This is a genomic window from Terrabacter sp. Ter38, assembly GCF_024519435.1.
Classification (GTDB): Bacteria; Actinomycetota; Actinomycetes; order Actinomycetales; family Dermatophilaceae; genus Terrabacter.
Genome location: NZ_JALJRZ010000006.1, coordinates 159,947 through 183,787, shown reverse-complemented (window position 1 = coordinate 183,787; position 23,841 = coordinate 159,947). Strand labels below are relative to the sequence as shown.

Here is a 23,841-nt window from a genome sequence, read left to right as displayed (position 1 = left end):
GTGGCGGCGGGGCCTCACCCGGCTGCGGGATGGGACGGGGGTGTCGCGAGGCCGCGCAGGGCCAGCACGGTGCGGAGCAGGTCGGGGCGGTTGGTGATGAGGCCGTCGACGCCGAGGTCGACGAGACGACCCATGTCGTCCTCGTCGTCGACGGTCCACGGCACGACGGCGAGCCCCGCGGCGTGCGCCGAACGGACGAGCGCGGCATCGACGGGGAGGTCCTCCCGCGGCGACAGGGCGACGACACCCGCGATGCGGGAGGCGGCGCGCACGACGTCGCCGCTCACGTCGTCGATGTCGGTGCCGCCCAGCCACGGGGACGCGCCCTCCTGGCCCCGCTCGAGCCGCTCGGGGGAGACGAGGGCGACGAGCCGGGCGCGGGGCGCGATGCGGTGGACCGCGGTCAGGCTCGCCCAGTCGAACGACTGGATCGTCGCGCGGCCCGCGACACCGCCCTCGTCGAGCACCGCCCACACCTTCGCCGCGTACTCGGCGCGCGGCACGGTGAGCCCGAGGTCGTCCGCCTGCACCTTGATCTCGACGTTGAGCCCGACGTCGTCGGCGCCGCGCTCTCGCAGCAGATCGACGACCTCGCGGAGCTCGGGCACGTGTGCACCGGACACGGCGCGCTGGTCCGGGTGGTCGGGGGTCGGGTGGTATCCGCAGTCGAGCGTGCGCACCTGCGCGAGTGTCAGGAGCCGGAAGGGCTTGCCGGAGTATGGAAAGAGGTCGTCGGACAGGCCGGCCGGAGACGTGTCGCGGCACGTGTCCGGGTTGACCCGGTTGTCGTGGGCGACCACGACGGCACCGTCGCGGGTGACCTGTGCGTCGAGCTCAAGGGTCGTGACGCCGATGTCGAGCGCACGCGCGAAGGCCTCCAGGGTGTTCTCCGACGTCAGGTCCGCACCGCCGCGGTGCGCCTGGAGGTCGAAGGCGCGGGCCAGTCTGGTCGGCGGCGGCGCGTCCGCGGGAGCCCCTCCGCCGCCCGCGCAGGCGGCGGTGACGAGCGCTACGAGGGCCAGGGCGATCACGCCGCCGAGCGCGGTCACGGCACCCGGACGCGACGCTCCTCGCGTGTCCACCACGTCGTCAGAACCCGAAGCGCCGGGCCGTGGCACGCACGGCATCCGCGGACGCCCGCAGGCCCGCCAGCTCGGCGTCGGTCATCGGCACCTCGACCCGGTCGCCGACGCCGCCGGAATGGACGATCGTCGGCACCGACAGGCAGACGTCGCTGATGCCGTAGTAGTCGTCGAGCAGCGACGAGACGGGAAGGATGCGGCGCTCGTCGAAGAGGACCGCTTCGATGATGCGCGTGGCGGCGAGGCCGATCGCGTAGTTGGTCGCGCCCTTGCCCTCGATGACCCGGTAGGCCGACTGCACGACGTCGGTCGCGATGCGGTCGCGCGCCTCCTCGGGGAGGGCGATGCGTCCGTCCGACGTGCGCCACTGCAGGAGCGGCACGGAGCCGATGGTCGCGGACGACCACAGCGGCAGCTCGGAGTCGCCGTGCTCACCGATGACGTACGCGTGCACGCTCTGGGCTGCGACGCCCGTGTGCTCGGCGAGGAGGAAGCGCAGTCGTGACGAGTCGAGGACCGTGCCCGACCCGAACAGCCGCGCGGCCGGCAGCCCGGACACCTGGATGGCCGCGTACGTGACGACGTCGACGGGGTTGGTGACCATGACGTGCACGGCGTCCGGAGCGACCTCGACGAGCTGCGGCAGGATCCCGCGCATGATGCCGATCGTCGACTCGGCGAGCTCGAGCCGGGACTGCCCGGGCTTCTGCTTGGCCCCCGCCGTGAAGACGATGACGTCGGAGTCGGCCAGCACCGCGACGTCCTCGGAGCCGTCGACGTGCGCCATCGGGACGAACTGGATGCCGTGGCTGAGGTCGAGCGCCTCGGCGCGCACCTTGGCGGCGTTGACGTCGAAGAGCGCCACGTTCTGGGCGACACCACGCATCAACGCGGCATACGCCAGCGTGGCGCCGACGGCGCCGGCCCCGACGATCCCGAGCTTCGTCGTGCGGCGGCGGGTGCTGCCTGCCGGTGTCTCCACGGTCATCGTCGGTCCTCCGTCGCTCGTGCACGTCGTCGCTGCGAGTGTGTCAGCCTGACGTCATGACTGGTGAGGGACCGCGGCTCGTCCTCGTCGTCGGGCTGCCCGGCGCCGGCAAGACGACGCTGGCGAGGCGTCTCGAGACCGAGCGTCCCGCCGTGCGGATGAGCCCCGCCGAGTGGCTGCGCGACCTGCGCATCGACCCGCTCGACGGCACCTTCCGCGACCTGCTCGAGCACCGGCTCTGGGACGACACTCAACGGCTCCTGCGCCTCGGCGTGAGCGTCGTGCTCGAGTACGGGCTCTGGGCCGAGGCCGAGCGTGAGGAGAAGCGCGTCGCGGCCCGGGCCCTCGGCGTCGGGGTCGAGCTGCACGTGCTCGACCTGCCCGTCGACGAGCTCTGGGCGCGGATCGAGCGTCGCAACCGTGACGGTTCCCCCGGCTCCGTGCCGATCACGCGCGCGCAGCTCGACGCCTACCTGCCGTGGTGGCACGCCCCGTCCGAGGAGGAGCGGTCCCGCTACGACGCTCCTCCGGGCTCCTGACGCGTGTCGAGGGTCGGTGGCGCCACGCGTGTGACGATGGTGTCGTGGACCCGCCCGTGGATGCCGTCCCGTCGCTGGACGGCTATCCCGTGGCGCCCCCGCCGCTGCGGCCGCCCGTCGTCTTCGACCAGGTCTGGCGCGACCTGACGTTCGTCCACTGGCCCGTCGACCCGGACGCGGTGCGCCACCTCTTCCCGACCGGCACCCGCCCGGACGTCTTCGCCGACGGGCGCACGTACGTCGCGCTCGTGCCCTTCGTCATGGACGGCATGCGGCTCGGTCGGGCGCCCTCGCCCCGACTGCCGTGGCTCGGCAGCTTCCTCGAGACGAACATCCGGCTCTACTCGGTCGACGACGCCGGGCACCACGGGGTGCTCTTCCGCTCGCTCGAGACCGAGCGGTCCCTCGTCGTCCTCGGCGCTCGCGCCGGCCTCGGGATCCCCTACACGTGGGCCCGGATGCGACTGCGCCGCGACGGTGACGTCGTGACCTACACGAGCCGGCGCCGAGCCCCGTCCCGCGGGCTGCGCAGCCTCCTCACGGTCCGCGTCGGTGAGCCGGTCGAGCCGACGCCGCTCGAGACGTGGCTCACGGCCCGCTGGGGCGCCCACACCCGCGTCGCCGGGCGCACGCTCTGGGTGCCCAACGAGCACGGGCCGTGGCCGTTGTATGCGGCCGACGTCGTCGAGCTCGCCGACGACCTGCTCGGGGCGAGCGGGGTCACCCCCACCGGGCCGCGGCTGCGCGCGCTGTGGTCACCCGGCGTGGCCACGCGGTTCGGCCGCCCGTCGCGCGTGGCGTGACGCCGGGCGTGACCGCTCAGCCGAAGAGCTCGCGCAGGCACTCGCCGAACATCGTCGTGTGTGCCTCGACGTCGGCGGTGGTCGTGGCCGGGCTCATCAGCGCCATGTTGTGGAAGGGCGTCAGGAGGATGCCGCGGTTGAGGGCGTAGAGGTGGAGGTACTGCTGCAGCTCGAAGTCGTCGGCGTCGTGGGCCTCCTGGCCGTCGCGCGAGGGGCGGCCGGAGAAGTTGTACTCGGCCCGGGCGCCGAGCCGCGTCACGTGCCAGTCGGCCCCGACCGCGTCGATGCCGGCCTGCACGCCGTCGGCCCACGCGTCGGCGAGCGGCACCATGTGCTCGAACGCCTTGGCCGTCATGACGTGCTCGAGCGTGGCCTTCATGGCCGCCATGGAGAGGCCGTTGCCGGCCAGCGTGCCGCCGATACCGCCGACGTCGATGTCCTCCAGCTCGATGGAGCGCGCGATGCGGTCGGCGATGTCCTGGCTGAAACCGAAGGTGCCGCAGGGGATGCCGCCGCCGATGGACTTGCCGATGACGAGCAGGTCGGGCTCGAGGCCGTGAGTGCCGGTGTAACCACCCGGGCCCGCGCAGATCGTGTGCGTCTCGTCGTTGACGAGCAGGGCGCCGTAGCGGGTGGCGAGCACGCGCAACCCCTCGTTGTAGCCGGGGTCGGGCAGCACGATGCCGATGTTGGTCAGGGCCGGCTCGACGAGGATCGCCGCGACGTCACCGTGGGCCAGGGCGCGCTCGAGCGCCTCGAGGTCGTTGAACTCGACGACCCGCGTCGTCTCCGACGTGTCGACGGGGGCGCCGATGTTGCTGCGCCGGTCGACCGTCGAGCCGTCGGGGCCCAGCGTCGCGAAGGCCTCGTCGACGGAGCCGTGGTAGCACCAGTTGTGGACGACGACCTTGCTGCGGCCGGTGAGGTGGCGGGCGTAGCGGATCGCGTGGCGGTTGGCGTCCGTGGCGGTCAGTGTGAACTGCCAGAAGGGGAGGCCGAAGCGCTCGGCGAGCCCGGTCGAGACCGCGATCGCGTCCTCGGTGGGCAGCATCGTCGTGATCCCGCGGGAGAGCTGTCGGGTCACGGCCTCGACCGTCGGCGCGGGGGAGTGTCCCATCATCGCGCCGGTGTCACCGAGGCAGAGATCGATGTGGTCGATGCCGTCGACGCACGTGAAGTGCGCGCCCTCGGCCTGATCGACGAAGACCGGGAAGTCGCCGGGCCACTTGACCATCCAGCTCATCGGGACGCCGCCGGGCATGTGCGCGGCCGCCTGCTCGGCCAGGGCCCGGGAGCGCGGTCGCGCCTCGGCGAAGGTGGTCCGCTCGCGGGTGTGCAGGTCGGCGAGACGGGCGCGGTCGACGGTGCTCATGTCCGCATCATGCCCCGCGGAGCCACGCGGCGGAAGTAATCGCCCAAACCCCACCAGACCGCGGATTCCGTAGGTGTTGGAAGGGGATTCAAGCGAAAAGGCACAGGTTCGCAGGGCTTGCGGAGGGCCTGGGAGGTGGCATGATCCCGCCCATGCCCCCGAGCGGTTACCGCGGCCTCAGCCTCTGGCACGACACGATCGACGACATCGAGCCGCGCCCCTCGCTCGACACCGACATCGACGTGGACGTCGCCGTCGTCGGTGCCGGTTACACCGGCCTGTGGACGGCCTACCACCTCGTCGCGGCCGACCCGACGATCCGGGTCGCCGTCATCGAGAAGGAGGTGGCCGGCTTCGGCGCCTCGGGCCGCAACGGTGGCTGGTGCTCGGCCCTGTTCCCCGCCTCGCTCAAGCGGATGGCGGCCGAGCGCGGCCGGGAGGCGGCGGTGCGGATGCAGCACCTGCTGCACGACACGGTCGCCGACGTCGGCCGGATCGCCGACGCGGAAGGCATCGACTGCCACTTCGACCAGGGCGGCTACCTCTCCGTCGCGCGGAACCCGGCCCAGCTCGAACGGGTTCGCGAGGAGGTCGCCGATCATCGCGAGTGGGGCTTCGGCGAGGACGACCACCGCCTCCTCGACGCGCGCGAGGTCACCGCGATCGCCGGCGTCAACGACGCGCTCGGCGGCTCGTTCACCCCCCACTGTGCCGCCATCCACCCGGCGCGCCTCGTCCGCGGGCTCGCCGATGCCGTCGAGCGCCGCGGCGTCGTCGTCCACGAGCGCACGACGGCCGTCGACGTGCGCAGCCGACGCGTCGTCACGCCGCACGGCACGGTGCGCGCCGAGCACGTCGTCCTCGCGACCGAGGGCTACACGCCGACCGTCGCCGGGCGCCGCAGGGCCATCGCACCGATCTACTCGCTCATGACCGCGACGGAGCCCCTGCCCGACGACACCTGGGCGCAGATCGGCCTCGACAAGCGCACGACCTTCGCCGACAACCGGCACCTGACGATCTACGGCCAGCGCACCCGGGACGGACGGATCGCCTTCGGCGGCAGAGGCGCTCCCTACCACTACGCGTCCAAGGTCTCCCCGCTCTACGACCGCGACGAGCGCGTCCACGCAGCCCTGCGCCGGATTCTCCTCGAGCTCTTCCCCGTCCTCGACGGCGTCACCTTCACGCATGCCTGGGGCGGCAACCTCGGCGTGCCCCGCGACTGGTTCCCGTCGGTCCGTCACGACCGACACACCGGCCTCGCGTTCGCGGGCGGCTACGTCGGTGACGGCGTCGCCACCTCGGCGCTCGCCGGTCGCACGCTGGCCGCGATGATCCGCGGCGACGACCCCGAAGGCCTGGCCACGCTGCCCTGGGCGGGACGCACGTCCCGCGACTGGGAGCCCGAGCCGCTGCGCTGGCTCGGCGTCAACGCCGTCACCGCGCTCATGACCTCGGCCGACTGGTCGGAGCGCCGCACCGGCCGCCCGTCGCGCGCCGCGTCGGCCTTCTGGACAGCGCTCGGCCAGTAGGTCGGCGGGTCCTGGGCCGGGTGCTGCGCCGCCGCGGTGGTCGGCTCAGGACCGGTGCGCGGTGAAGGCGCCGTCCGTCAGCACCGGCACGAGCGATGACGCGTCGAGCTCGGCCGCGACCGCCACGTCGTCGGGCCACCCCTGCTCGACGAGCTCGCGGCCGCTCGCGCACGCGTGCAGGGCCTCCCCGACCCGGTGCTGCACGGCGAGCCACGCCGCCCCGGCCGCTTCGGCCTCGGGGCTGAGCAGGAGGGGTCCGCCTCGGTGCTCGAGGAAACCGGCCAGGGCGGCGACGACGGCTCCCGCACCCCACAGGTCCTCGACGGCGGGCCGCAGGGACCCGTCGGGCCAGCGCTCACCCGCCGGCACGACGAGGACGGCCGGCTGCGAGGCCGGACCGTGCGACCGCCGGGACGCGTCGAGCCAGTCGACGAGCCAGGTGGCCACCGCGGCGCGGTTGCGCACCGAGGCCGCCACGACGTCCGCCCCGGCCCCGGCCAGCACGGCAGTGGTCGTCGAGCCGTTGGGCGAGGGCAGGACGAGGTCGCCGACCGGTCCGGCCGCGCGGATCGAGGCCGGAGACAGACTGATGGCGCCGTCGACGCGAGCCTCGGACCGACCCCGGGCGAGCGTCGCGCCGAGCCCGTCGGCGAAGGCCCGGGCCGACTCGTCCATCCAGCGGTAGGGGTGCACGCGGATGCCCGCGTCCATGGCGACGGACACGCACGTCGTGAAGCTGAGGACGTCGACGACGACCGCACACACGGGCGAGCCTGCGGCCACGGCATACGCCGTCATGGCCTCGGCGGCGCCGGGCCCCCAGTCGAGGCGGACGACGTGCCGGTCCTGCGCGTGCCACTGCTCCATGGCACCAACCTAGGGGTGGCTCAGCCGCCGAACGTCCGGGTCAGGTACGTGCCGTAGGTGCCGCCGGTCGCGTAGCCGACGCCGATGTCGCGGGGCGGAGGCGCCGGTCTCGAGGTGCCCGTCGGCACCGGCACCGTGACGAGCGGAGCGGGGGCGCGGGGGGTGAGCGACGGCTGGGGCGACGACGTCGGCGTCGTCGACGTCGTGGTGGCCGAGGGCGAGGGCGTGCGCCCGGGCTCGGTGGCGTCCGCGACGCGGCTGCTCGGGGTGACCGGGACCGAGGGTGTGGAGGGTGTGGAGGGTGTGGAGGGTGTGGAGGGTGTGGAGGGGGTGGAGGGGGTGGAGGGTGTCGACCGGTGGCCGGGGCGCATCCCACCGGAGTCGTGGACGATCGCGACGCCTCCCACGACGAGCAGCGCGGACACCGTCAGGGTCACCACGGCGGCGCGCCGGGATCCCATGGCCGCGGGATCGGTGTGCCATCCCATGTGCGCCTTTCGTCATCCAGCGAGCGGTACCTTACGCGCCCCCGGCCACGGTGGACGATGGGCGCGCCCAGGCTCAGCGGGCGTCGAGCTCGCGCACGAGGCGGGCCGGTGCCGTCAGCCGGTAGGACGCGTCGACGAGCTCGGCGACCTCCTGCCAGTCCACCTCCCCCGGCGGGCCGCACGCGCGCAGGTCGAGCCCGACCCAACCGGAGGGGCCGACGTAGGCCGGATCGTAGAAGCGCGCGTCACCGAGCAGGGCCGGCCGCTCGGCGGCGTCGGGGAGCACGAGGACGGAGTGCCGGTAGGGCTCCGGGTCGTGGTCGCCCCGGACGGTGCCGCCGTAGGTGAGGAAGAGCTTCGTCGTGAAGAAGCTCGGGCGCCCGTGCGACACCTTCTCGTCGGCGCCCGGCAGGGCCAGACAGATCCCACGGACCCTGGCCAGATAGGGGTCCGCGCCGTCGAACATCAGGGGATGGGCCACCCGACCACGGTAGGGCCGCCGCAGCCCTCGGAGGTGCCTCAGGCGCCGCAGACTCCGCCGCAGCCGCCCGCGCCGCAGCCGCCACCGCACCCGCCCGCGGCAACGGGCTCCGGCACCTCGTGCCGGGTCGACCACGCCGTGTCGAGGGCCTGGGTGAAGACCTCGACCGGCTGGGCGCCCGAGACGCCGTACTTGCGGTCGAAGACGAAGAAGGGGACCGACTCGATGCCGAGCATCTTGGCCGTCGCCTCGTCACTGCGCACGTGGTTGCCGTAGTCGTCCGACTCGAGCATGGCGCGCACGGCGCCGTCGTCGAGACCGATCTCGGTCGCGAGCCGCACGAGCACCTCGCGGTCACCGACCGCGAGGCCGTCGGTGAAGTAGGCGCGCATGAGGCGCTCGTGGGCGGCGTCGGCCAGACCCTGCTCGGCGGCGAGGTGGACGACGCGGTGGGCGTCGAAGGTGTTGCCGTAGCGGGCCTGCTCCCAGTTGAACGTGAGGCCCAGCTCGGCAGCCGCCGCGGCCATCGATTCGTGCTGCGCGACAGCCTGCTCGCGCGTCGTGCCGTACTTGGCGGCCACGAGGTCGACGAGCGCGACGTCCGACGCCGGGTCGGCGCCTCGGTCGAGCTCGAAGCTGTGCCACGTCACCTCGACCTCGTCGGCGTGCTCGAACTGCGCGAGCGCGCCCTCGAGGCGGCGCTTGCCGAGGTAGCAGAACGGGCACACGATGTCGGACCAGATGTCGATCTTCACGGTCGTGCAACCTACCCGCGCGCACCCGTGTTCCCCGCATCGGGCGAGTCGTCCGTCACTCCCGGGTGAGCGGGCGTATGCCGTTCAGCCGGCGCGGGCGATGCGGTGCAGGATCGCGGCGGCAGACTCCGCATCCCGGGTCTCGGGCAGCCAGTGCCCCGCGTCGAGCTCGACGAGCTCGTAGTCGCCCGTCACGTGCTCGTGGGTCAGCTCGGCTGCGGTCCGGCCGAGGAACGGGTCGCGCGAGCCCCAGACGTAGGTCGTGGGCACGTCGACGCGGTGCGCCCCGACGCCGGAGTGCCGGGCCGCGCGGTACCAGTTGATCGGGCCGGTGAGCGCCTCGGCGTGACCGAGCCGGACGGCATACCTGCTCCGGTCGGCAGCCGGCAGGCCCGAGCGGGCCATGAGGCGGTCGAAGCCGGCGGCGAGGGCCCGCTCGGGCAGGCGCGGCACCTGGAAGGCCGCCATGTACCAGGACTTGCGCTTCTGCTCGGTGCCGGACCGCCAGGCCCGCGACATCGCGGCCGGGTGCGGCGTCGACAGGACGGTCAGCGACGCGATGCGGGTCGGGTGGTTGGCTGCGACGAGCCACGCGAGGGCGCCCCCCCAGTCGTGGCCGACGAGATGGACCCGCTCCCGTCCGGAGGCCTCGATGAGACCGATGACATCGGCGACGAGCTCGTCGAGACGGTAGGCGTCCCGGTCGGGCGGGCAGGCTGCGGGGGAGTAGCCGCGCTGGTCCGGGGCGAGGGTGCGCAGCCCCGCCTCGTGCAGCCGGGCGGCGACGCGGTCCCAGCTCGTGCGGTCGGTCGGGAAGCCGTGGAGCAGCACGACGACGTCGCCGCCCAGGGGTCCCTCATCGGTCACGTCGAAGCGCAGTCCGTCGCGGCTGTAGGTCGTGATCCGGTTCTCGAGGGCTCGCATGTCCCCATGGTGCCCCGGCGACCCGACGAGTGCCCGGCAGGGTGCCCGGGTCAGGGTCGTCACCTAGGGGCGAAACCCGAGGCGGCGCGACACCCGGGCGACCTACTGTGGAGCCATGCCCGACGTGTCCGACCAGCGCATCCAGCCCGGCGCGGGCCGCGCCTGGTGGCACGTGTCGCGCACCGGTCTGTTCTTCGGCGCCGCCTACTTCCTCACGTCGATGGCCCCGAGCCTGCTGCCGCGCACGTGGTACTACCAGGGCCTCATCAGCGGCCTGTGCGCCGTGGCCGGCTACGCGCTCGGCGTGTTCGTCGCCTGGGTCGTCCGTCGGGTGGCCCGCCTCATCGACCTGCACGTCACGGTGAGCGGCGAGGCCCGTCACTGGCTGCTCGTCGCCGCGCCCGTCTTCGGAGCGGTGGCGGTCCTCGGGCTGACGGTCGCCAACGTGCGCTCGCAGGCGCGCACGGCGGCCGTGGTCCGGCTGACCCCCCTCGACCCGTTCGACTGGGCCCTGGCGCTCGTGCTCGCGGCCGTCGTCGCCGTCCTCTTCCTCGCGATCGCGCGGGGTCTGCGCGGCGCGACCCACCAGCTCGCCGAGGCCGCTGGTCACGTGCTGCCCAAGACGATCGCGACGCTCACCGCCGTCGTCGTCGTGGCCCTCGCGGCGGCGTGGGTGACCGACAGCGTGCTCTTCCACCGCGGCATGCAGGCCTTCGCCGGCGTCGCGGCCCAGGTCAACACGGCCCCGAGCGGCCGGGCGGCGCCGACCTCCCCGCTGCGGTCGGGCGGTCCCGGGTCGCTCGAGTCGTGGGACAGCCTCGGCTTCCAGGGCCAGATGTTCGTCACGAGCGCGCCGACGGCCGCCCAGATCACCGCAGCGACCGACCGCGGGGCCATCGAGCCGATCCGCGTCTACGCCGGGCGCGCGCCGGACCGCACGGTCGACGACGTCGCCGACGCCGTGGTCGCCGAGCTGCAGCGCACGAAGGCGTTCAACCGCCGGGTGCTCGCGGTCTTCACGACGACGGGTACCGGGTGGGTCGACGACTGGTCGGCCCAGTCCGTCGAGTACCTCAGCAACGGCGACAGCGCGATCGCCGCGATGCAGTACTCCTACCTGCCCAGCGCGATGTCGATGATGACCGACCGCGAGACCCCGCGCGAGGCGGGCAAGGCGCTCTTCGACAAGGTGTATGCCGTCTGGCGCACCCTGCCGGCCGACGATCGCCCGCAGCTCGTCGTCGGCGGGGAGTCGCTCGGCTCCTACGGCGGGCAGGCGGCGTTCACGGACGCCGACGACATGCTGGCCCGCGCGCAGGGCGGAGTCTGGGTCGGCACCCCCAGCTTCACCGACATCGCGGAGTCGCTGACCGCCCGACGCAACGAGGGGTCGCCCGAGATCGTCCCGGTCGTCGACGGGGGCCTGCACATCCGTTTCGCGGCGAGCGGCGACCAGCTGACCCACGACTACTACGGTCGCGACTACGGCGCGTGGGACTTCCCGCGCTTCGTCTACGCCCAGCACCCGTCCGACCCCGTCGTCTGGTGGAACCCTGCCCTGCTCGGCGCCGAGCCCGACTGGCTGCGCGAGCCGCGGGGTCACGACGTCAACCCCGACGTCACGTGGATCCCCTTCGTGACCTTCTGGCAGCTGACCACAGACATGGCCGTCGGCCACGACCCGCCCGACGGCTACGGCCACCGCTACGGGCCCGAGCTCGTCCCGGCGTGGGGCTCGGTCCTCGGCGGCTCGCCCACCGACGACTACTCGAAGCTCGTCGCAGGGATCGAGGAGACGGTATCTCGGGTCGAGTGAGGGCGGCTCCGCGGCTGACTACGCTCGGACCGTGCCAGCGCAGCGTTTCCACGGGCAGATCGCCGGCGTCGGCTCCACGTCCGGCGTCCGGGTCGTCGTCGGCTCGTGGCTGCGCACGCCGCTCGGGTCGTTCGGCGACGCGATGGTCGAGACGGCCGGTGGGCACCGGGTGCTCGTCGCGCCGACCCCGCAGGTCGCGGCGTTCATCGAGGCGACGTACGCCTTCGACGAGGTGCGCCTCGAGCCGATCACCGTGCGCACGGGCCGCGACCACTGGCAGGTCATGTCGCCCTCTCTCTCCCTCGACCTCACGGTCGGAGGGCGTATGCCGCTCGGCCGGCTCCTGCGGGCCGTGCCCGCGCGCGTCGCGTCGAGTCCCCGGTGGGCGACGGTCGTCGACCCCGTCGCCCGGGTCGTCCTGCGTGGGGTCCGCACCCGCGGCACGGCGCTCGAGGGCCGTCAGGAGTTCTACGGAGCCACCGACCTGCACGCCGTGACGGCGCTCGCCGGTCGCTTCGACGGCGTCGCGCTGGGAGCCCTCGCGCCGGTCGACCCGCCCTGCCGGTTCGGCTTCTCGTCGACGCCTCGCCGCCCGTCGGTGACGTCGGTCGTCACGACCGTCGTCACCGGCGACGAGGCGGGCACCCTTCAGGCAGAGACGGATCCGAACCGCGCGACGTAGTGCCAGACCCGCTTGAGGGACTGCTCGTCGTGCCGCCCTGCTCGTGAGGCGTCCCCGATGACCTGCGGGGTGACGATGCCGTCGACGGCGAGCGACTCACCGAGCGCGACGAACTCCGGCCCGCGGTAGCCCGGGTGGGCACGGAGGGTTGCGACGTCGAGCCGGTAGCCCGGGTGCCACTCGACGGGCACGCCGAGCCGGAGGGCATCCGCCTCTACGTCGGTGCCTCGGTAGCCGGGGTCGAGCACGAGCGCCTCGACGTCACGGGCGAGGTCGAGCACCCCGTGGGCGTGGGCCTCGACGTAGTCGTCGAGGAGGTCGTGGTCGGCGGCCTCGGCATGGTCGCCGAGCGCGAAAGCCATTGCGGTGCCGAAGTGGTCGGGCTCGAAGACGCTGTCGGGGAAGCAGAACGTCGTCCGCTCCAGCGTGTGCGCCGCCAGCCGGACGTGGGCCGACCCGAAGCGCGGAGCGGCGCCGTACGGGCGTCGGTGCAGGTCGAGAGCGCCGTACTTCGGCCGCAGCGCCGGCTCGGCGTCGTCGTAGGCGCCGCCGAAGATCCGGCTCTCCCAGCGCCATCGGTCACCGCCGGGAAGCGCCGTCAGCCCACCGTTGCTCGTGCCCGTCTCGAACTGGGAGCGGTAGACACCGTCGCGGGCCATGACGGCGAGGATCGGCTCGCCGCGGACGAGGCGGTCCGGATGGAAGTTGAGGGTGACGCGCAGCGTCGGGTCGAGCGGGGGCCCGGTCGAGAGGCCGCGCACGTGCGCGAGCGCCCTCGTGACGGCGGCGGGCTGCGTGGTCACGACGCCATCCTCACACCCGCGACCGGGCACCAGGGGTAGGAATGGGGCATGGGCACGATGATCGACCTCCCCGAGCACGACCTCACCGCGTACCGCGCCGAACCGACCGGGACGCCGCGCGGCGCCGTGGTCGTCATCCAGGAGATCTGGGGGCTGGCCGACCACATCAAGGACGTCACCGACCGCGTCGCCGCACAGGGCTACGTCGCCGTCGCGCCCGACCTGCTCGGTCACGTCGGGCTGACGCCCGAGGTGGGTGCGCGGATCTTCGAGCTGATGTTCAGCGCGTCGGAGGAGGACCGGCTCGCGGCCCAGCCGCAGATGCGCGCAGCCACCACGCCGGCCCGGCAGCCGGAGTTCGCCGCGTGGGCCGTGCCCGCCCTGCGCGCCGTCGTCGACGCGCTCGTCGACGAGCCGGGCGTCGACGGCCGGGTGGGCGTCGTCGGCTTCTGCTTCGGCGGGACGTACGCCTTCGCCCTCGCGGCTGCCGACCCGCGGCTGCGCGCGGCGGTGCCCTTCTACGGCCACTTCCCCGAGAACGCCGACCCCGCGACGATCGGGTGCCCCGTCCTCGCCTTCTACGGCGAGGACGACCACGGCATCACCGACGGAGTGCCCGAGCTCGAGTCACGGATGGAGCAGGCGGGCGTCGACTTCACGGCGCGCGTCTACCACGGCGTCGGGCACGCCTTCTTCAACGACACCTCGCCGTCGAAGTACAACGCCGAGGTGGCGGCCGACGCGTGGGACCGGACGCTCGCCTTCTTCGACGAGAACCTGCCGTCGTGACCGGCCACGAGATCGCGCCGCTCGTCCTCGGCCCGATGCTGCGCTACATCGGTGAGACCGATGCGACGGTGTGGGTCGAGACCTCCGGCCGGGGAGTCGTCGCGGTCCACGCCGACGGTCGCGACTGGACGGCTCCGACCTTCACCGTCAAGGGCCACCACTATGCGCTCGTCGTCGTCGACGGCCTTGAGCCGGGCGGGTCGTGGGACTATGCCGTCAGCATCGACGGCGCACCGGTCTGGCCCGAGCCCGACAGCGTCTTCCCGCCGCCGCGCATCCGCACCATCCACCGCGGTCGACCGACTCGGCTGCTCTTCGGCTCGTGCCGCACCACGGTGCCCCACGACCGCGAGGGGCACCGCACCAACGGCGTCGATGCGCTGCGCACGCTCGCGCTCGCCCTGTCCCGTGGCGAGGAGGAGTGGCCCGACCTCGTGGCCTTCCTCGGTGACCAGGTCTACGCCGACGAGACGTCCGAGGCGATGCGCGAGTTCATCGCGTCCCGCCGCGACATCACCCAGCCGCCCGGCGAGGAGATCAAGGACTACGAGGAGTACGCCCACCTCTACGGGCTCGCGTGGGGAGATGCGGCGAACCGCTGGCTCCTGTCTACGCTGCCGAGCTGCATGATCTTCGACGACCACGACATCCGCGACGACTGGAACACGTCGTGGACCTGGCACGAGGAGATCAACCGCACTCCGTGGTGGCACGAGCGGCTCATGGGCGGGCTCTCCTCGTACTGGGTCTACCAGCACATCGGCAACCTCTCGCCGTCGCAGCTCGCCGACGACGAGATCTACGCGCAGGTGCTCGCCGGCGCCGACCGTGACGGGGACGGGGACGGAGACGGGGACGGGGACGGGGACGGGGACGGAGACGGGGACGGGGACGGGGACGGGGACGGGCAGGAGCTCGACCTGACCGAGGCCGTCTTCGACCTCGCCCGCCGTTCCGACCGGCACCCCGAGGTCTACCGCTGGAGCTTCCGGCGCGACCTCGGCGACGTCCGCCTCGTCGTCGTCGACTCGCGGGCCGCCCGGGTGCTCGAGCCGAAGCACCGCTCGATGCTCGACCCCGACGAGATGAGCTGGCTCGACGAGCAGCTGACCGGCGACGTCGAGCACCTGCTGATCGGGACGTCCCTGCCGTTCATGCTGCCCCCGGGGCTGCACGACCTCGAGACGATCGACGAGGTGCTCGCGATGGGCACGCACGGACGGGTCGTCGCCGACCGGGCCGAGAAGGTCCGGCAGTCCATCGACCTCGAGCACTGGGCAGCCTTCAACGACGGATTCGTCGAGGTCTTCGACATGGTCATGCAGGTGGCGCGGGGTGAGCGCGGTGCGGCTCCGGCCAGCGTCGTCTTCCTCTCCGGCGACGTCCACAACTCCTACGTCGCCGAGGTCGTCGACGCGAGGACCCGCCACGGTGCGACGTCCCGTGTCATCCAGGCCGTCTGCTCGCCGATCCGCAACCCCATGCCGCGGATGGTGCGCGTCATGATGTCCGCCTTCGCCCGCGGGCTCGTGGGCCCGATGCGGTTCGTCGCCGAGCGCTCGAAGCACGTGCCCGACCCGGCCTATCCGTGGACCGTCACCGACGGTCCGTGGTTCGACAACTGTCTCGCCGAGCTCACCGTCCAGGGCCGGGACCTCTCGATCGTCTGGCGCGGCGGCGAGATCCGCGACGGCGACGACGCCCATCCCGTGCTGACCACGGTCTCGAGCGTGCGCATCCCCGCAGCAGGCTGACGGGATGGCCGTGGTTGAGGTCGAGCGGCGGATCGCGCTGGCGGGCAAGGCGGTCCGGGCGTATGCCGCGAACCCCAAGGTCGCAGCCGCCCTCATCGGCGGGTCCGTGGCGCGCGGGATCGCCGACGAGGCGTCCGACATCGAGCTCGACGTCTACTGGTCGTCCCCGCCGACCGTCGCGGACCGCGAGGCGGCGATCGAGGGCGCCGGGCTCACCCGCGTGTATGCGGAGGAGGACGACCACGAGTGGGCCGACGGCCTGCTCGTCGGCGGCGTCAAGACCGACGTCAGCGGCTTCGTCACGTCGACCATCGACACCTATCTCGAGCGCGTGCTCGCGGGCGACACCGACGCGGAGCTGCAGGTCCGCGTCACGGCCCTGCGCGACGGCATACCCCTGCACGGCCGCGCGGTCATCGACGCGTGGCGGACCCGGTGCGACGACTACCCGGAGCCGCTGGCCGTCGCCCAGGTGCTCGAGGCCCTCGACCTGAGGCCCCGGGAGCGGCTCGAGATGCTCGCGGCCCGGGACGACGTCGTGCTGCTCCACCGCGACCTGCTCGACGGCGTGCAGGGCGTGCTCGACGCGCTCTTCGCGATCAACCGGGTGTGGATGCCGCATCCCTTCCACAAGTGGCTCGACCGCGAGGCGACGCTGCTCGCCCACCGCCCCGACCGTCTCGTCGAGCGCATGCGGTCGCTCCTCGTCGCGGCCCCGCACGACGCTGTCGCGACGTTGGTCGCCCTCGTCGAGGAGACGTACGACCTCGCGCACGAGCACGTGCCCGGCGCCGACCTCGCCCCGCTGCGCGCAGCGTTCGGGCAGCACCGGGTCGTCGGCAGCTAGCCGGGCTGCCGGCGCCGAGGTCGGGGGTGGCTTGCCTCTCGGGTCGGGGGTGTCGCGGGGGCGCTGGGGACGGACGAGCCGGTGGGTCGACGGCGGCCCAGGGAGCGGTCCAGGGCCGACATGAGCAGGAGCAGGACGGCGACGACGGTGAGCACGACGGCGAGCTCGTGCAGGCCCGCGGTGTCGGCGCGGTCGGGGAAGGCTGCCGCGTTGGCGGCGGCGGCGAGCATCGCGCCGAGATACATGAAGGTGCGCAGCAGGCCGGCGGACGAGCCGAGGCGGTGGGGGTCGGCCTGACGGTAGAGGGCGTTCTGGTTCGCCAGGCCGATGAGCCCCTGCGGCACCCCGACCACGGCGACGACGGCGACGACGAGCCACAGCGGGGAGTCGTCGTGGAGCAGGAGCAGCCCGAGGCAGGCGAGGACCTGCAGCGCCCCGCCGACGAGGAGCTTGCCGCGGACCTGCTCGCGTCGGCCGAAGACCGACGTGACGGTGATGGCGACGACGAACATCGGCAGCAGCGCGAGCCCGGCGCCGGTGGCGGAGAGACCTCGACCCTGCTCGAGCCACTGCGTGAAGCCGTAGAGGAAGGCATAGCTCACGGTGAAGGCGAGCAGCTGACGCACGTACGTCGCGAGCAGGGGACCGTTGCCGGCGAGGACGCGTACGTCGATGAAGGGGTCGTCGGCGCGCTGCTCGCGCACCGCCAGTCCCGTGCCGGCCACGGCGGCGACGAGCAGCAACGGCCAGTGCGCCGGCGTGGGCTCCATGAGGAAGAGCAGCAGCGCGGTCAGCGTGACGGCGAAGAGGACCATGCCGGCGACGTCGAGCCCGCGGGGTCGGGCCGCCCCGGCATCGCGGTGCAGCTGCTCGTCGCGGGGGAGGCGCAGCGAGCCCAGGACGAGGCAGGCGATCGCCAGCGGCACGTTGACGGTGAAGATCGTGCGCCAGCCACCGAGCCCGATGAGCAGGCCGCCGAGCGTCGGGCCGATGACGGCCACCGTCTGGTTGGCGACCGAGAGCGCGGCGAGGACGCCGGCGGGCGAGTCGGTGCCGGTGCGCACCGACTCGCTGCGGATGAGCACCATCGAGGCGGGGTAGGCCGCGCACGTGCCGATCCCGAGGATCACCCGGGCGAGCACGAGGACCCCGAGTGACGGCGCGAGCGCGCCGAGGATGCCCGCCAGGCCGACGAGAGCGGTCCCGGCGAGGTAGAGGCGTCGAGGGCCGTGGAGGTCGACGAGCCGCCCGACGACGGGCTGACCCACGGCAGTGGCGAGGTAGAGCGCCGAGACGAGCCAGATGGTCTCGGACGGGGGAGCGTCGAGCGCGAGGCCGATCGGGACGAGCGCGACGGCGAGCATCGAGGAGTTGACCGGGTTGAGCACCGAACCGAGGACCATCGGCGCGACGAGACGCCGGTCGAAGCGGCCGGAGGAGGGGACCCGCCTCATCGGCGCGAGAGGCGGTCGAGCAGCACCATCGCCTCGAGGACGGTGTGTCGCTCGGCCTCGGTGAAGTGGTCGGTGAGGGCGCGGGAGAGCCACTCCTCCCGGGCGGCCCGGCTGACGTCGATGCGGCTGCGGCCCTCCGGCGTGAGGGCGACGAGCTGGCGACGGCCGTCGGTGGGGTCGGGGCGCCGCGCCACGAGACCACGCTCCTCGAGCACGGCCAGGGTCGCGGCCATCGACTGCGGTCGCACCTGCTCGCCTGCGGCGAGGGCGCTGGCCGTGGCGTCCCCGTCGCCGAGGAGCCGGCTCAGCACGGCGGTCTGGGAGGGCGTGAGGCCGTCGAGCTCGGCCACGTCGCGGAGGCGGCGGCGCAGCCGGCTGAAGGTGACCCGGACGTCGTGGGCGGCGCGTGCGGCAGTCGGCGCGATCGCGCGCGAACCGTGGGCAGGGCTGGGGGCAGGGCTGGGGGCAGGGCTGGCGGCACGACTCGGGGCCGGGCTCGGGCGCGTCGGGCCGCTGCGGGGTGCCATGAACCCCAGACTAGAAATCGTCAGTCCAGACTGTCCAGTCTTGCCTGTTGATCCGAGGGCTCAGGTCACCCGGACGAGCAGGATGCGGTCGTCGCCTGCCCCCGGGCTCTGCCGGCCGTCGCGGTTGCTCGTCGTCACGAGGAGGGTGTCCGGTCCGACAGTGAGCACGCTGCGCAGCCGCCCGTAGCGGCCGACGAGGAAGTCCTGGGGCGTCGCCGCCGTCCCGGCGCCGTCGAGGGGGATCCGCCACAACCGCTGCCCGCGCAGCGCCGCCATCCAGACCGATCCCCGGGCGATCGCGATCCCGCTCGGCGAGTCCTCCGGCGGGCCCCACTGGGCCACGGGACCCGTGATGCCCGCCCGACTCGTGCGCCCCTCCGTCTGTGGCCAGCCGTAGTTGCGGCCGGGGCGGATGAGGTTGAGCTCGTCCTCGCTGTGGTCACCGAACTCGGAGGCCCAGAGGCGCCCGCCGGAGTCCCACGCGATGCCCTGGACGTTGCGGTGGCCGTAGGACCACACGAGCGTCCCGAAGGGGTTGCCCGGGGCCGGGCGTCCCGTGGTCGTCATCCGCAGGATCTTGCCCCCGAGCGAGCCCGTGTCCTGGGCCAGCGCCGGCTGCTGCGCCTCGCCGGTCGTCGCGTAGAGGTAGCCGTCCGGCCCGAAGGCGAGGCGACCGCCGTTGTGGTGCACGTTGTGCGGGATCCCTGTGACGAGCACCCGCGGCGTGCCGAGCTGCCGACCGGCGGGTGCGGACGGGTCCCACGGGATCGCCGCGATGCGGTTGTCCCTCGCGGTGGAGTAGTAGGCGTAGACGAGGTGGTCGCGGGTGAAGGCGGGCGAGACGGCGATGCCGAGCAGGCCCGCCTCACCCTGCTGTGCGACGTTCGAGACGACGCCCGGCACCGTGCCGACCCGGGTCAGCCGGGCAGCCGCGACGTCGAGCCGGTAGACCCGGAAGCTGTCGCGCGCCGAGACGAGGACGGTCCCGTCGGGCAGCCGGGCGAGGCCCCACGGCACGTCGATCCCGGCGGCCAGGGTGCGCACGACCGTCGCCGTCCCGGTCGCCCGCCCCGGCGCCGAGGTGGGTGGCGCACCCGTCGGGGTGGCCGGCCCGCTCGACGTCGCCGAGGGCGTCCGCGTCGTCCCCGCGTGTGCGCTCGAGGTCTGCGCGCTCGTGGTCGTGACCGTCGAGGCCGTCGGTGACGACGTCGAGGACGTGCCTGTGGTCGTGGCACCGGCCGTGGTCGAGACCGCGGGGGAGCAGGCGGCCGCCGAGACGCCGGTCAGGCCGAGGGCGACGGCCGCCGCGAGTGCGGTGCGCACCGTGCGGGTCGTCTGGGTCTGCATGGGGCCACCTCCGGTCCCGACGCTAGCCAGCCTGCCTGTGCGCCGGCGCAGGTCGCACGCGCCCGGTCTCGATGTCGTGGTCCCGCCCGGGATTCGTCCGAGCGAGTGGGAACAATCGCGGGATGCCCAGAGTTGAGTCGAGTGAACGCAAGATTTGCGAGTCCGGTTTTGACAATCACGTCGGAGCGGGAGCAGATTGAGCGAGGACCTGTTTCACCCGGACCACCAGCACCACGGTCTCCACCTAGATCATCAAGGAGTCACCCATGGCACGTGCCGTCGGAATCGACCTCGGTACCACCAACTCGGCCGTCTCCGTCCTCGAGGGCGGCGAGCCGAGCATCATCGCGAACGCCGAGGGCGGGCGGACCACCCCCTCCGTCGTCGCGTTCTCCAAGAACGGCGAGGTTCTCGTCGGCGAGGTCGCCAAGCGCCAGGCCGTCACGAACGTCGACCGCACGATCCGCTCGGTCAAGCGCCACATGGGCACCGACTGGAAGTCGCCCGAGATCGACGGCAAGACGTACACCGCGCAGGAGATCAGCGCGCGCATCCTCCAGAAGCTCAAGCGCGACGCGGAGTCCTACCTCGGCGAGACCGTGACCGACGCCGTCATCACCGTGCCCGCGTACTTCGACGACGCCGAGCGCCAGGCCACGAAGGAGGCCGGTGAGATCGCGGGCCTCAACGTCCTGCGCATCGTCAACGAGCCCACCGCCGCCGCGCTCGCCTACGGTCTCGACAAGGGCAAGGAGGACGAGCTCATCCTCGTCTTCGACCTCGGCGGCGGCACGTTCGACGTGTCCCTCCTCGAGGTCGGCAAGGACGCCGAGGACGGCTTCGCGACGATCCAGGTGCGCGCCACCAACGGCGACAACCACCTCGGTGGTGACGACTGGGACGACGTCGTCGTCCAGCACCTCATCACGCAGGTGAAGAACAAGACGGGCCAGGACCTGTCCAAGGACAAGATCGCGATGCAGCGCCTCCGCGACGAGGCCGAGCGCGCCAAGAAGGAGCTGTCCACCGCGACGAGCACCAACATCTCGGCGCAGTACATCTCGATGACACCCGAGGGTCCGATCCACCTCGACGAGAACCTCACCCGCGCGCAGTTCGAGCAGATGACCAAGTCGCTCCTCGACCGCACCAAGGCGCCGTTCCACAAGGTCATCGAGGACGCCGGCATCAAGGTCGCCGACATCGACCACGTCGTGCTCGTCGGTGGCTCCACCCGCATGCCGGCCGTCACCGCGCTCGTCACCGAGCTGACCGGCGGCAAGGCCCCCAACAAGGGCGTCAACCCCGACGAGGTCGTCGCCATGGGCGCGAGCCTGCAGGCCGGTGTCCTCAAGGGCGAGCGCAAGGACGTCCTGCTCATCGACGTCACGCCGCTCTCGCTCGGCATCGAGACCAAGGGTGGCCTGTTCACCAAGCTCATCGAGCGCAACACCGCGATCCCGACGAAGCGCTCCGAGATCTTCAGCACCGCCGACGACAACCAGCCGTCGGTCCTCATCCAGGTCTTCCAGGGTGAGCGCGAGATCGCGCAGCACAACAAGTCGCTCGGCACCTTCGAGCTGACCGGCATCGCGCCGGCGCCGCGCGGTGTGCCGAAGATCGAGGTCACCTTCGACATCGACGCCAACGGCATCGTCAACGTCTCCGCCAAGGACCAGGGCACCGGCAAGGAGCAGAAGATGACGATCACCGGCGGCTCGGCCCTGTCGAAGGAGGAGATCGACAAGATGGTCAAGGACGCCGAGGCGCACGCCGACGAGGACAAGAAGCGTCGCGAGGAGGCCGAGGTCAGGAACCAGGCCGAGCAGCTCGTCTTCTCGACCGAGTCCTTCCTCAAGGAGTCGGGCGACAAGGTCCCGGCCGACGTCAAGACGCCGGTCGAGGAGTCGCTCGCCGACCTCAAGGCCGCCATCGCCGAGGGGTCCGAGGCCGGCGCCGACGACATCAAGGCCAAGGTCGAGGACCTCAACACGAAGTCGCAGGCCATGGGCCAGGCCGTGTACGCCACCGAGCAGGCCTCCGCGAACGCCGCGGGCGCCGCCGGGGCGCAGGACGGCGCCCCCGCCGACGACACCACGCCCGGTGGGTCCGGCACGGCCGACGACGACGTCGTCGACGCCGAGGTCGTCGACGACGACGAGGTCAAGGACGCCAAGTGACCGAGTCCCGGAAGCACGGCGCGCCCGGCGAACAGCCTGACGTGACCGCAACGGGCGCGACGGGTGCCGGCGGCGACGCCGCCGGCACCCCGCCGCGGGCAGACTCCGCCCACGGCGAGCGCCATCACACGTACTACGAGGGCGGTGCCGGCGCGTCGTCCGAGCCCGGTGGTGAGGACGAGTTCGACCACACCGCACCCGACTCCAACGAGAGGGGCGCCGCCGGTGCGTCCTCGGAGACCGAGGGCACGGCCCTCGCCGAGGAGGACACCATGGCGGCGACGCTGCTGGCCGACCTGCAGCGACTGCAGGCCGAGTACGTCAACTACAAGAAGCGCGTGGACCGCGACCGTGAGGTCATCCGTCACACCGCGGTCGGTAGCGTCGTCGAGTCCCTGCTCCCGGTCCTCGACGACATTCACATGGCCCGCCAGGCCGGCGACCTCGCCGGCGGTCCCTTCGCCGCGATCGCCGACAAGCTCGAGGCGACCCTCGGACGCTTCGGCGTCGAGCGTCTCGGCGAGGTCGGTCAGGAGTTCGACCCCAACGTGCACGAGGCCCTCATGCACGTCGAGGCCGAGCTGCCCGAGGGTACGACCGGCACCACCGTCGTCCAGGTGCTCCAGCCCGGCTACCGCGTCGGCGACCGGCTCGTCCGCGCCGCCCGGGTCTCGGTTGCCGACCCCGCCTGAGACGTCCACCGCCGGGCTGCGCACGCAGCCCGGCGGCATACCCGATGATGGGAGCAGCGTGAGAGTCACCGTGAACGAGGAGGTGCGCCATGGCTAGTCAGGACTGGTTCGAGAAGGACTTCTACGCGATCCTCGGCGTGCCCCAGGACGCCGACGCCGCGACGATCAAGAAGACGTACCGCAAGGTAGCGCGGACGATGCACCCCGACCACAACGTCGGCGACCCCAAGGCGGAGGAGCGCTTCAAGGAGGTCGGGGAGGCGTATGCCGTCCTCTCGGACCCCGAGAAGCGGCGCGAGTACGACGCGATCCGGGCGATGTCGCACGGCGGTGCCCGCTTCACCGCGGGCGGCGCGGGTGGCCAGGGCGCCGGTTTCGAGGACATCTTCTCCGCCTTCGGCGGCGCGGGCGGTCCCGGTGGGCAGCGCGTGCGCTTCGACACCGGTGGCGCCGGCGGCCAGCCCAACCTCGAGGACATCCTCGGGCAGATGTTCGGCGGTGCAGCGCCCGGCGCCGGCTACGGCGGCTACGGCGCGACCGCCGGTCCGCGCCCCGGGGCCGACGTCCAGGCGAGCACGCACATCGGCTTCCGTGACGCCGTCGAGGGCTCGACGGTCTCGCTCAGCTCTCCCGACCTCGGCCGCATCACCGCCCGCATCCCCGCAGGCGTCAAGGACGGCCAGCGGATCCGCTTGCGTGGCAAGGGCCGCCAGGGCGACCCCGGCGCGCCGGCCGGTGACCTCATCCTGACGGTGGCCGTCGACAAGCACCCGGTCTACGGCCGCGACGGCGACAACCTCACCCTCGACCTTCCCGTCACCTTCGCGGAGGCCGCGCTCGGCGCGACCGTGGCGGTCCCGACGCTCGACGGCGGGTCGGTCAAGGTCAAGGTCGCACCCGGCACCCCGAGCGGCCGCGTCCTGCGGCTCAAGGGTCGCGGCGTCAAACGGGGCGACCACGTCGGCGACCTGCTGGCCCGCGTGCAGGTCGTCGTGCCGCAGCGACTGACCGACGAGGCCCGTGAGGCCGTCGAGAAGATGGCTGCCGCCGAGGACGGTCACGACCCCCGCGCCGACCTCTTCCAGCGCGCCCGAGCCTGACGAGCGAGGTGACGAC

23 protein-coding genes are annotated in these 23,841 nt (G+C 72.8%); 11 read left to right on the top strand and 12 right to left on the bottom strand.

Going from position 1 to position 23,841, the window contains the following annotated elements; translation table 11 throughout:
- Positions 1-14 precede the first annotated feature (14 nt).
- Positions 15-1,082, bottom strand: a complete 1,068-nt coding sequence (locus tag NR112_RS14115; protein WP_256794940.1) for a glycerophosphodiester phosphodiesterase family protein — start codon at positions 1,080-1,082, stop codon at positions 15-17.
- Positions 1,083-1,089: 7 nt separating this feature from the next.
- Positions 1,090-2,070 carry an L-lactate dehydrogenase gene (locus tag NR112_RS14110; RefSeq protein WP_256794939.1) on the bottom strand — a complete coding sequence of 327 codons (981 nt, stop codon included), beginning with the start codon at positions 2,068-2,070 and terminating at the stop codon, positions 1,090-1,092.
- A gap of 56 nt (positions 2,071-2,126) precedes the next feature.
- On the opposite strand from NR112_RS14110, the gene NR112_RS14105 reads away from it, so the two are divergent.
- Both NR112_RS14105 and NR112_RS14100 read left to right on the top strand, forming a co-directional pair.
- Positions 2,127-2,609: an AAA family ATPase gene (locus NR112_RS14105; RefSeq protein ID WP_256794938.1), complete on the top strand. Its 483-nt coding sequence runs from the start codon at positions 2,127-2,129 to the stop codon at positions 2,607-2,609.
- A 44-nt stretch (positions 2,610-2,653) separates the two neighbouring features.
- Positions 2,654-3,412, top strand: coding sequence for a YqjF family protein (locus tag NR112_RS14100; protein ID WP_256794937.1), 759 nt, complete (start codon positions 2,654-2,656; stop codon positions 3,410-3,412).
- Between the two features lie 16 nt (positions 3,413-3,428).
- Here NR112_RS14100 and NR112_RS14095 read toward each other — a convergent pair whose 3' ends face one another.
- Positions 3,429-4,784, bottom strand: a complete 1,356-nt coding sequence (locus NR112_RS14095; RefSeq protein WP_256794936.1) for an aspartate aminotransferase family protein — start codon at positions 4,782-4,784, stop codon at positions 3,429-3,431.
- Positions 4,785-4,936: 152 nt separating this feature from the next.
- On the opposite strand from NR112_RS14095, the gene NR112_RS14090 reads away from it, so the two are divergent.
- Positions 4,937-6,319 carry an FAD-binding oxidoreductase gene (locus NR112_RS14090; protein ID WP_256794935.1) on the top strand — a complete coding sequence of 461 codons (1,383 nt, stop codon included), beginning with the start codon at positions 4,937-4,939 and terminating at the stop codon, positions 6,317-6,319.
- Between the two features lie 45 nt (positions 6,320-6,364).
- Here NR112_RS14090 and NR112_RS14085 read toward each other — a convergent pair whose 3' ends face one another.
- The 5 genes from NR112_RS14085 to NR112_RS14065 form a co-directional block, all read right to left on the bottom strand.
- Positions 6,365-7,186, bottom strand: coding sequence for a 2-phosphosulfolactate phosphatase (locus NR112_RS14085; protein WP_256794934.1), 822 nt, complete (start codon positions 7,184-7,186; stop codon positions 6,365-6,367).
- Between the two features lie 20 nt (positions 7,187-7,206).
- A complete protein-coding gene (locus NR112_RS14080; RefSeq protein WP_256794933.1) occupies positions 7,207-7,674 on the bottom strand; it encodes a hypothetical protein in 468 nt (155 codons plus the stop codon).
- A gap of 73 nt (positions 7,675-7,747) precedes the next feature.
- Positions 7,748-8,155, bottom strand: coding sequence for an MmcQ/YjbR family DNA-binding protein (locus tag NR112_RS14075; RefSeq protein WP_308337082.1), 408 nt, complete (start codon positions 8,153-8,155; stop codon positions 7,748-7,750).
- Between the two features lie 38 nt (positions 8,156-8,193).
- On the bottom strand, positions 8,194-8,910 hold the full coding sequence (locus NR112_RS14070; protein WP_256794932.1) for a DsbA family oxidoreductase: 717 nt from the start codon (positions 8,908-8,910) through the stop codon (positions 8,194-8,196).
- Positions 8,911-8,994: 84 nt separating this feature from the next.
- On the bottom strand, positions 8,995-9,834 hold the full coding sequence (locus NR112_RS14065) for an alpha/beta fold hydrolase (protein ID WP_256794931.1): 840 nt from the start codon (positions 9,832-9,834) through the stop codon (positions 8,995-8,997).
- A 115-nt stretch (positions 9,835-9,949) separates the two neighbouring features.
- Here NR112_RS14065 and NR112_RS14060 point away from each other — a divergent pair, with 115 nt between their 5' ends.
- Positions 9,950-11,650 carry an alpha/beta-hydrolase family protein gene (locus NR112_RS14060; protein WP_256794930.1) on the top strand — a complete coding sequence of 567 codons (1,701 nt, stop codon included), beginning with the start codon at positions 9,950-9,952 and terminating at the stop codon, positions 11,648-11,650.
- Positions 11,651-11,681: 31 nt separating this feature from the next.
- The gene (locus tag NR112_RS14055; RefSeq protein WP_256794929.1) at positions 11,682-12,332 is read left to right on the top strand and encodes a hypothetical protein; all 651 of its coding nucleotides are present in this window, start codon (positions 11,682-11,684) and stop codon (positions 12,330-12,332) included.
- Here NR112_RS14055 and NR112_RS14050 read toward each other — a convergent pair.
- The gene (locus tag NR112_RS14050; protein ID WP_256794928.1) at positions 12,299-13,135 is read right to left on the bottom strand and encodes a DUF3626 domain-containing protein; all 837 of its coding nucleotides are present in this window, start codon (positions 13,133-13,135) and stop codon (positions 12,299-12,301) included. The genes NR112_RS14055 and NR112_RS14050 overlap by 34 nt on opposite strands.
- Positions 13,136-13,183: 48 nt before the next feature.
- Here NR112_RS14050 and NR112_RS14045 point away from each other — a divergent pair, with 48 nt between their 5' ends.
- From NR112_RS14045 to NR112_RS14035, 3 genes are read left to right on the top strand one after another with little or no spacing between them, the layout of a single operon-like run.
- Positions 13,184-13,924: a dienelactone hydrolase family protein gene (locus NR112_RS14045; RefSeq protein ID WP_256794927.1), complete on the top strand. Its 741-nt coding sequence runs from the start codon at positions 13,184-13,186 to the stop codon at positions 13,922-13,924.
- Complete coding sequence (locus NR112_RS14040; protein ID WP_256794926.1) at positions 13,921-15,678, top strand: alkaline phosphatase D family protein; 1,758 nt, start codon at positions 13,921-13,923, stop codon at positions 15,676-15,678. The genes NR112_RS14045 and NR112_RS14040 overlap by 4 nt, the downstream gene beginning before the upstream one ends.
- 4 nt (positions 15,679-15,682) lie before the next feature.
- A complete protein-coding gene (locus NR112_RS14035) occupies positions 15,683-16,525 on the top strand; it encodes a hypothetical protein (protein ID WP_256794925.1) in 843 nt (280 codons plus the stop codon).
- Here the strand turns inward: NR112_RS14035 and NR112_RS14030 are convergent.
- From NR112_RS14030 to NR112_RS14020, 3 genes are read right to left on the bottom strand one after another with little or no spacing between them, the layout of a single operon-like run.
- Positions 16,522-17,979 (bottom strand): MFS transporter, encoded by a 1,458-nt coding sequence (locus NR112_RS14030; RefSeq protein WP_256794924.1) that lies wholly within the window; start codon positions 17,977-17,979, stop codon positions 16,522-16,524. The genes NR112_RS14035 and NR112_RS14030 overlap by 4 nt on opposite strands.
- Complete coding sequence (locus NR112_RS14025) at positions 17,976-18,506, bottom strand: MarR family winged helix-turn-helix transcriptional regulator (RefSeq protein ID WP_256794923.1); 531 nt, start codon at positions 18,504-18,506, stop codon at positions 17,976-17,978. The genes NR112_RS14030 and NR112_RS14025 overlap by 4 nt, the downstream gene beginning before the upstream one ends.
- A gap of 60 nt (positions 18,507-18,566) precedes the next feature.
- Complete coding sequence (locus NR112_RS14020; protein WP_256794922.1) at positions 18,567-19,853, bottom strand: sorbosone dehydrogenase family protein; 1,287 nt, start codon at positions 19,851-19,853, stop codon at positions 18,567-18,569.
- 266 nt (positions 19,854-20,119) lie between these two features.
- Between NR112_RS14020 and dnaK the strand changes: the two genes are divergently transcribed.
- From dnaK to NR112_RS14005, 3 genes are all read left to right on the top strand, one after another.
- Positions 20,120-22,033: a molecular chaperone DnaK gene (gene dnaK / locus NR112_RS14015; protein ID WP_256794921.1), complete on the top strand. Its 1,914-nt coding sequence runs from the start codon at positions 20,120-20,122 to the stop codon at positions 22,031-22,033.
- The gene (locus NR112_RS14010; RefSeq protein ID WP_256794920.1) at positions 22,030-22,725 is read left to right on the top strand and encodes a nucleotide exchange factor GrpE; all 696 of its coding nucleotides are present in this window, start codon (positions 22,030-22,032) and stop codon (positions 22,723-22,725) included. Before dnaK ends, NR112_RS14010 begins: the two co-directional genes overlap by 4 nt.
- A gap of 89 nt (positions 22,726-22,814) precedes the next feature.
- A complete protein-coding gene (locus tag NR112_RS14005) occupies positions 22,815-23,825 on the top strand; it encodes a DnaJ C-terminal domain-containing protein (RefSeq protein ID WP_256794919.1) in 1,011 nt (336 codons plus the stop codon).
- Positions 23,826-23,841: the final 16 nt, after the last annotated feature.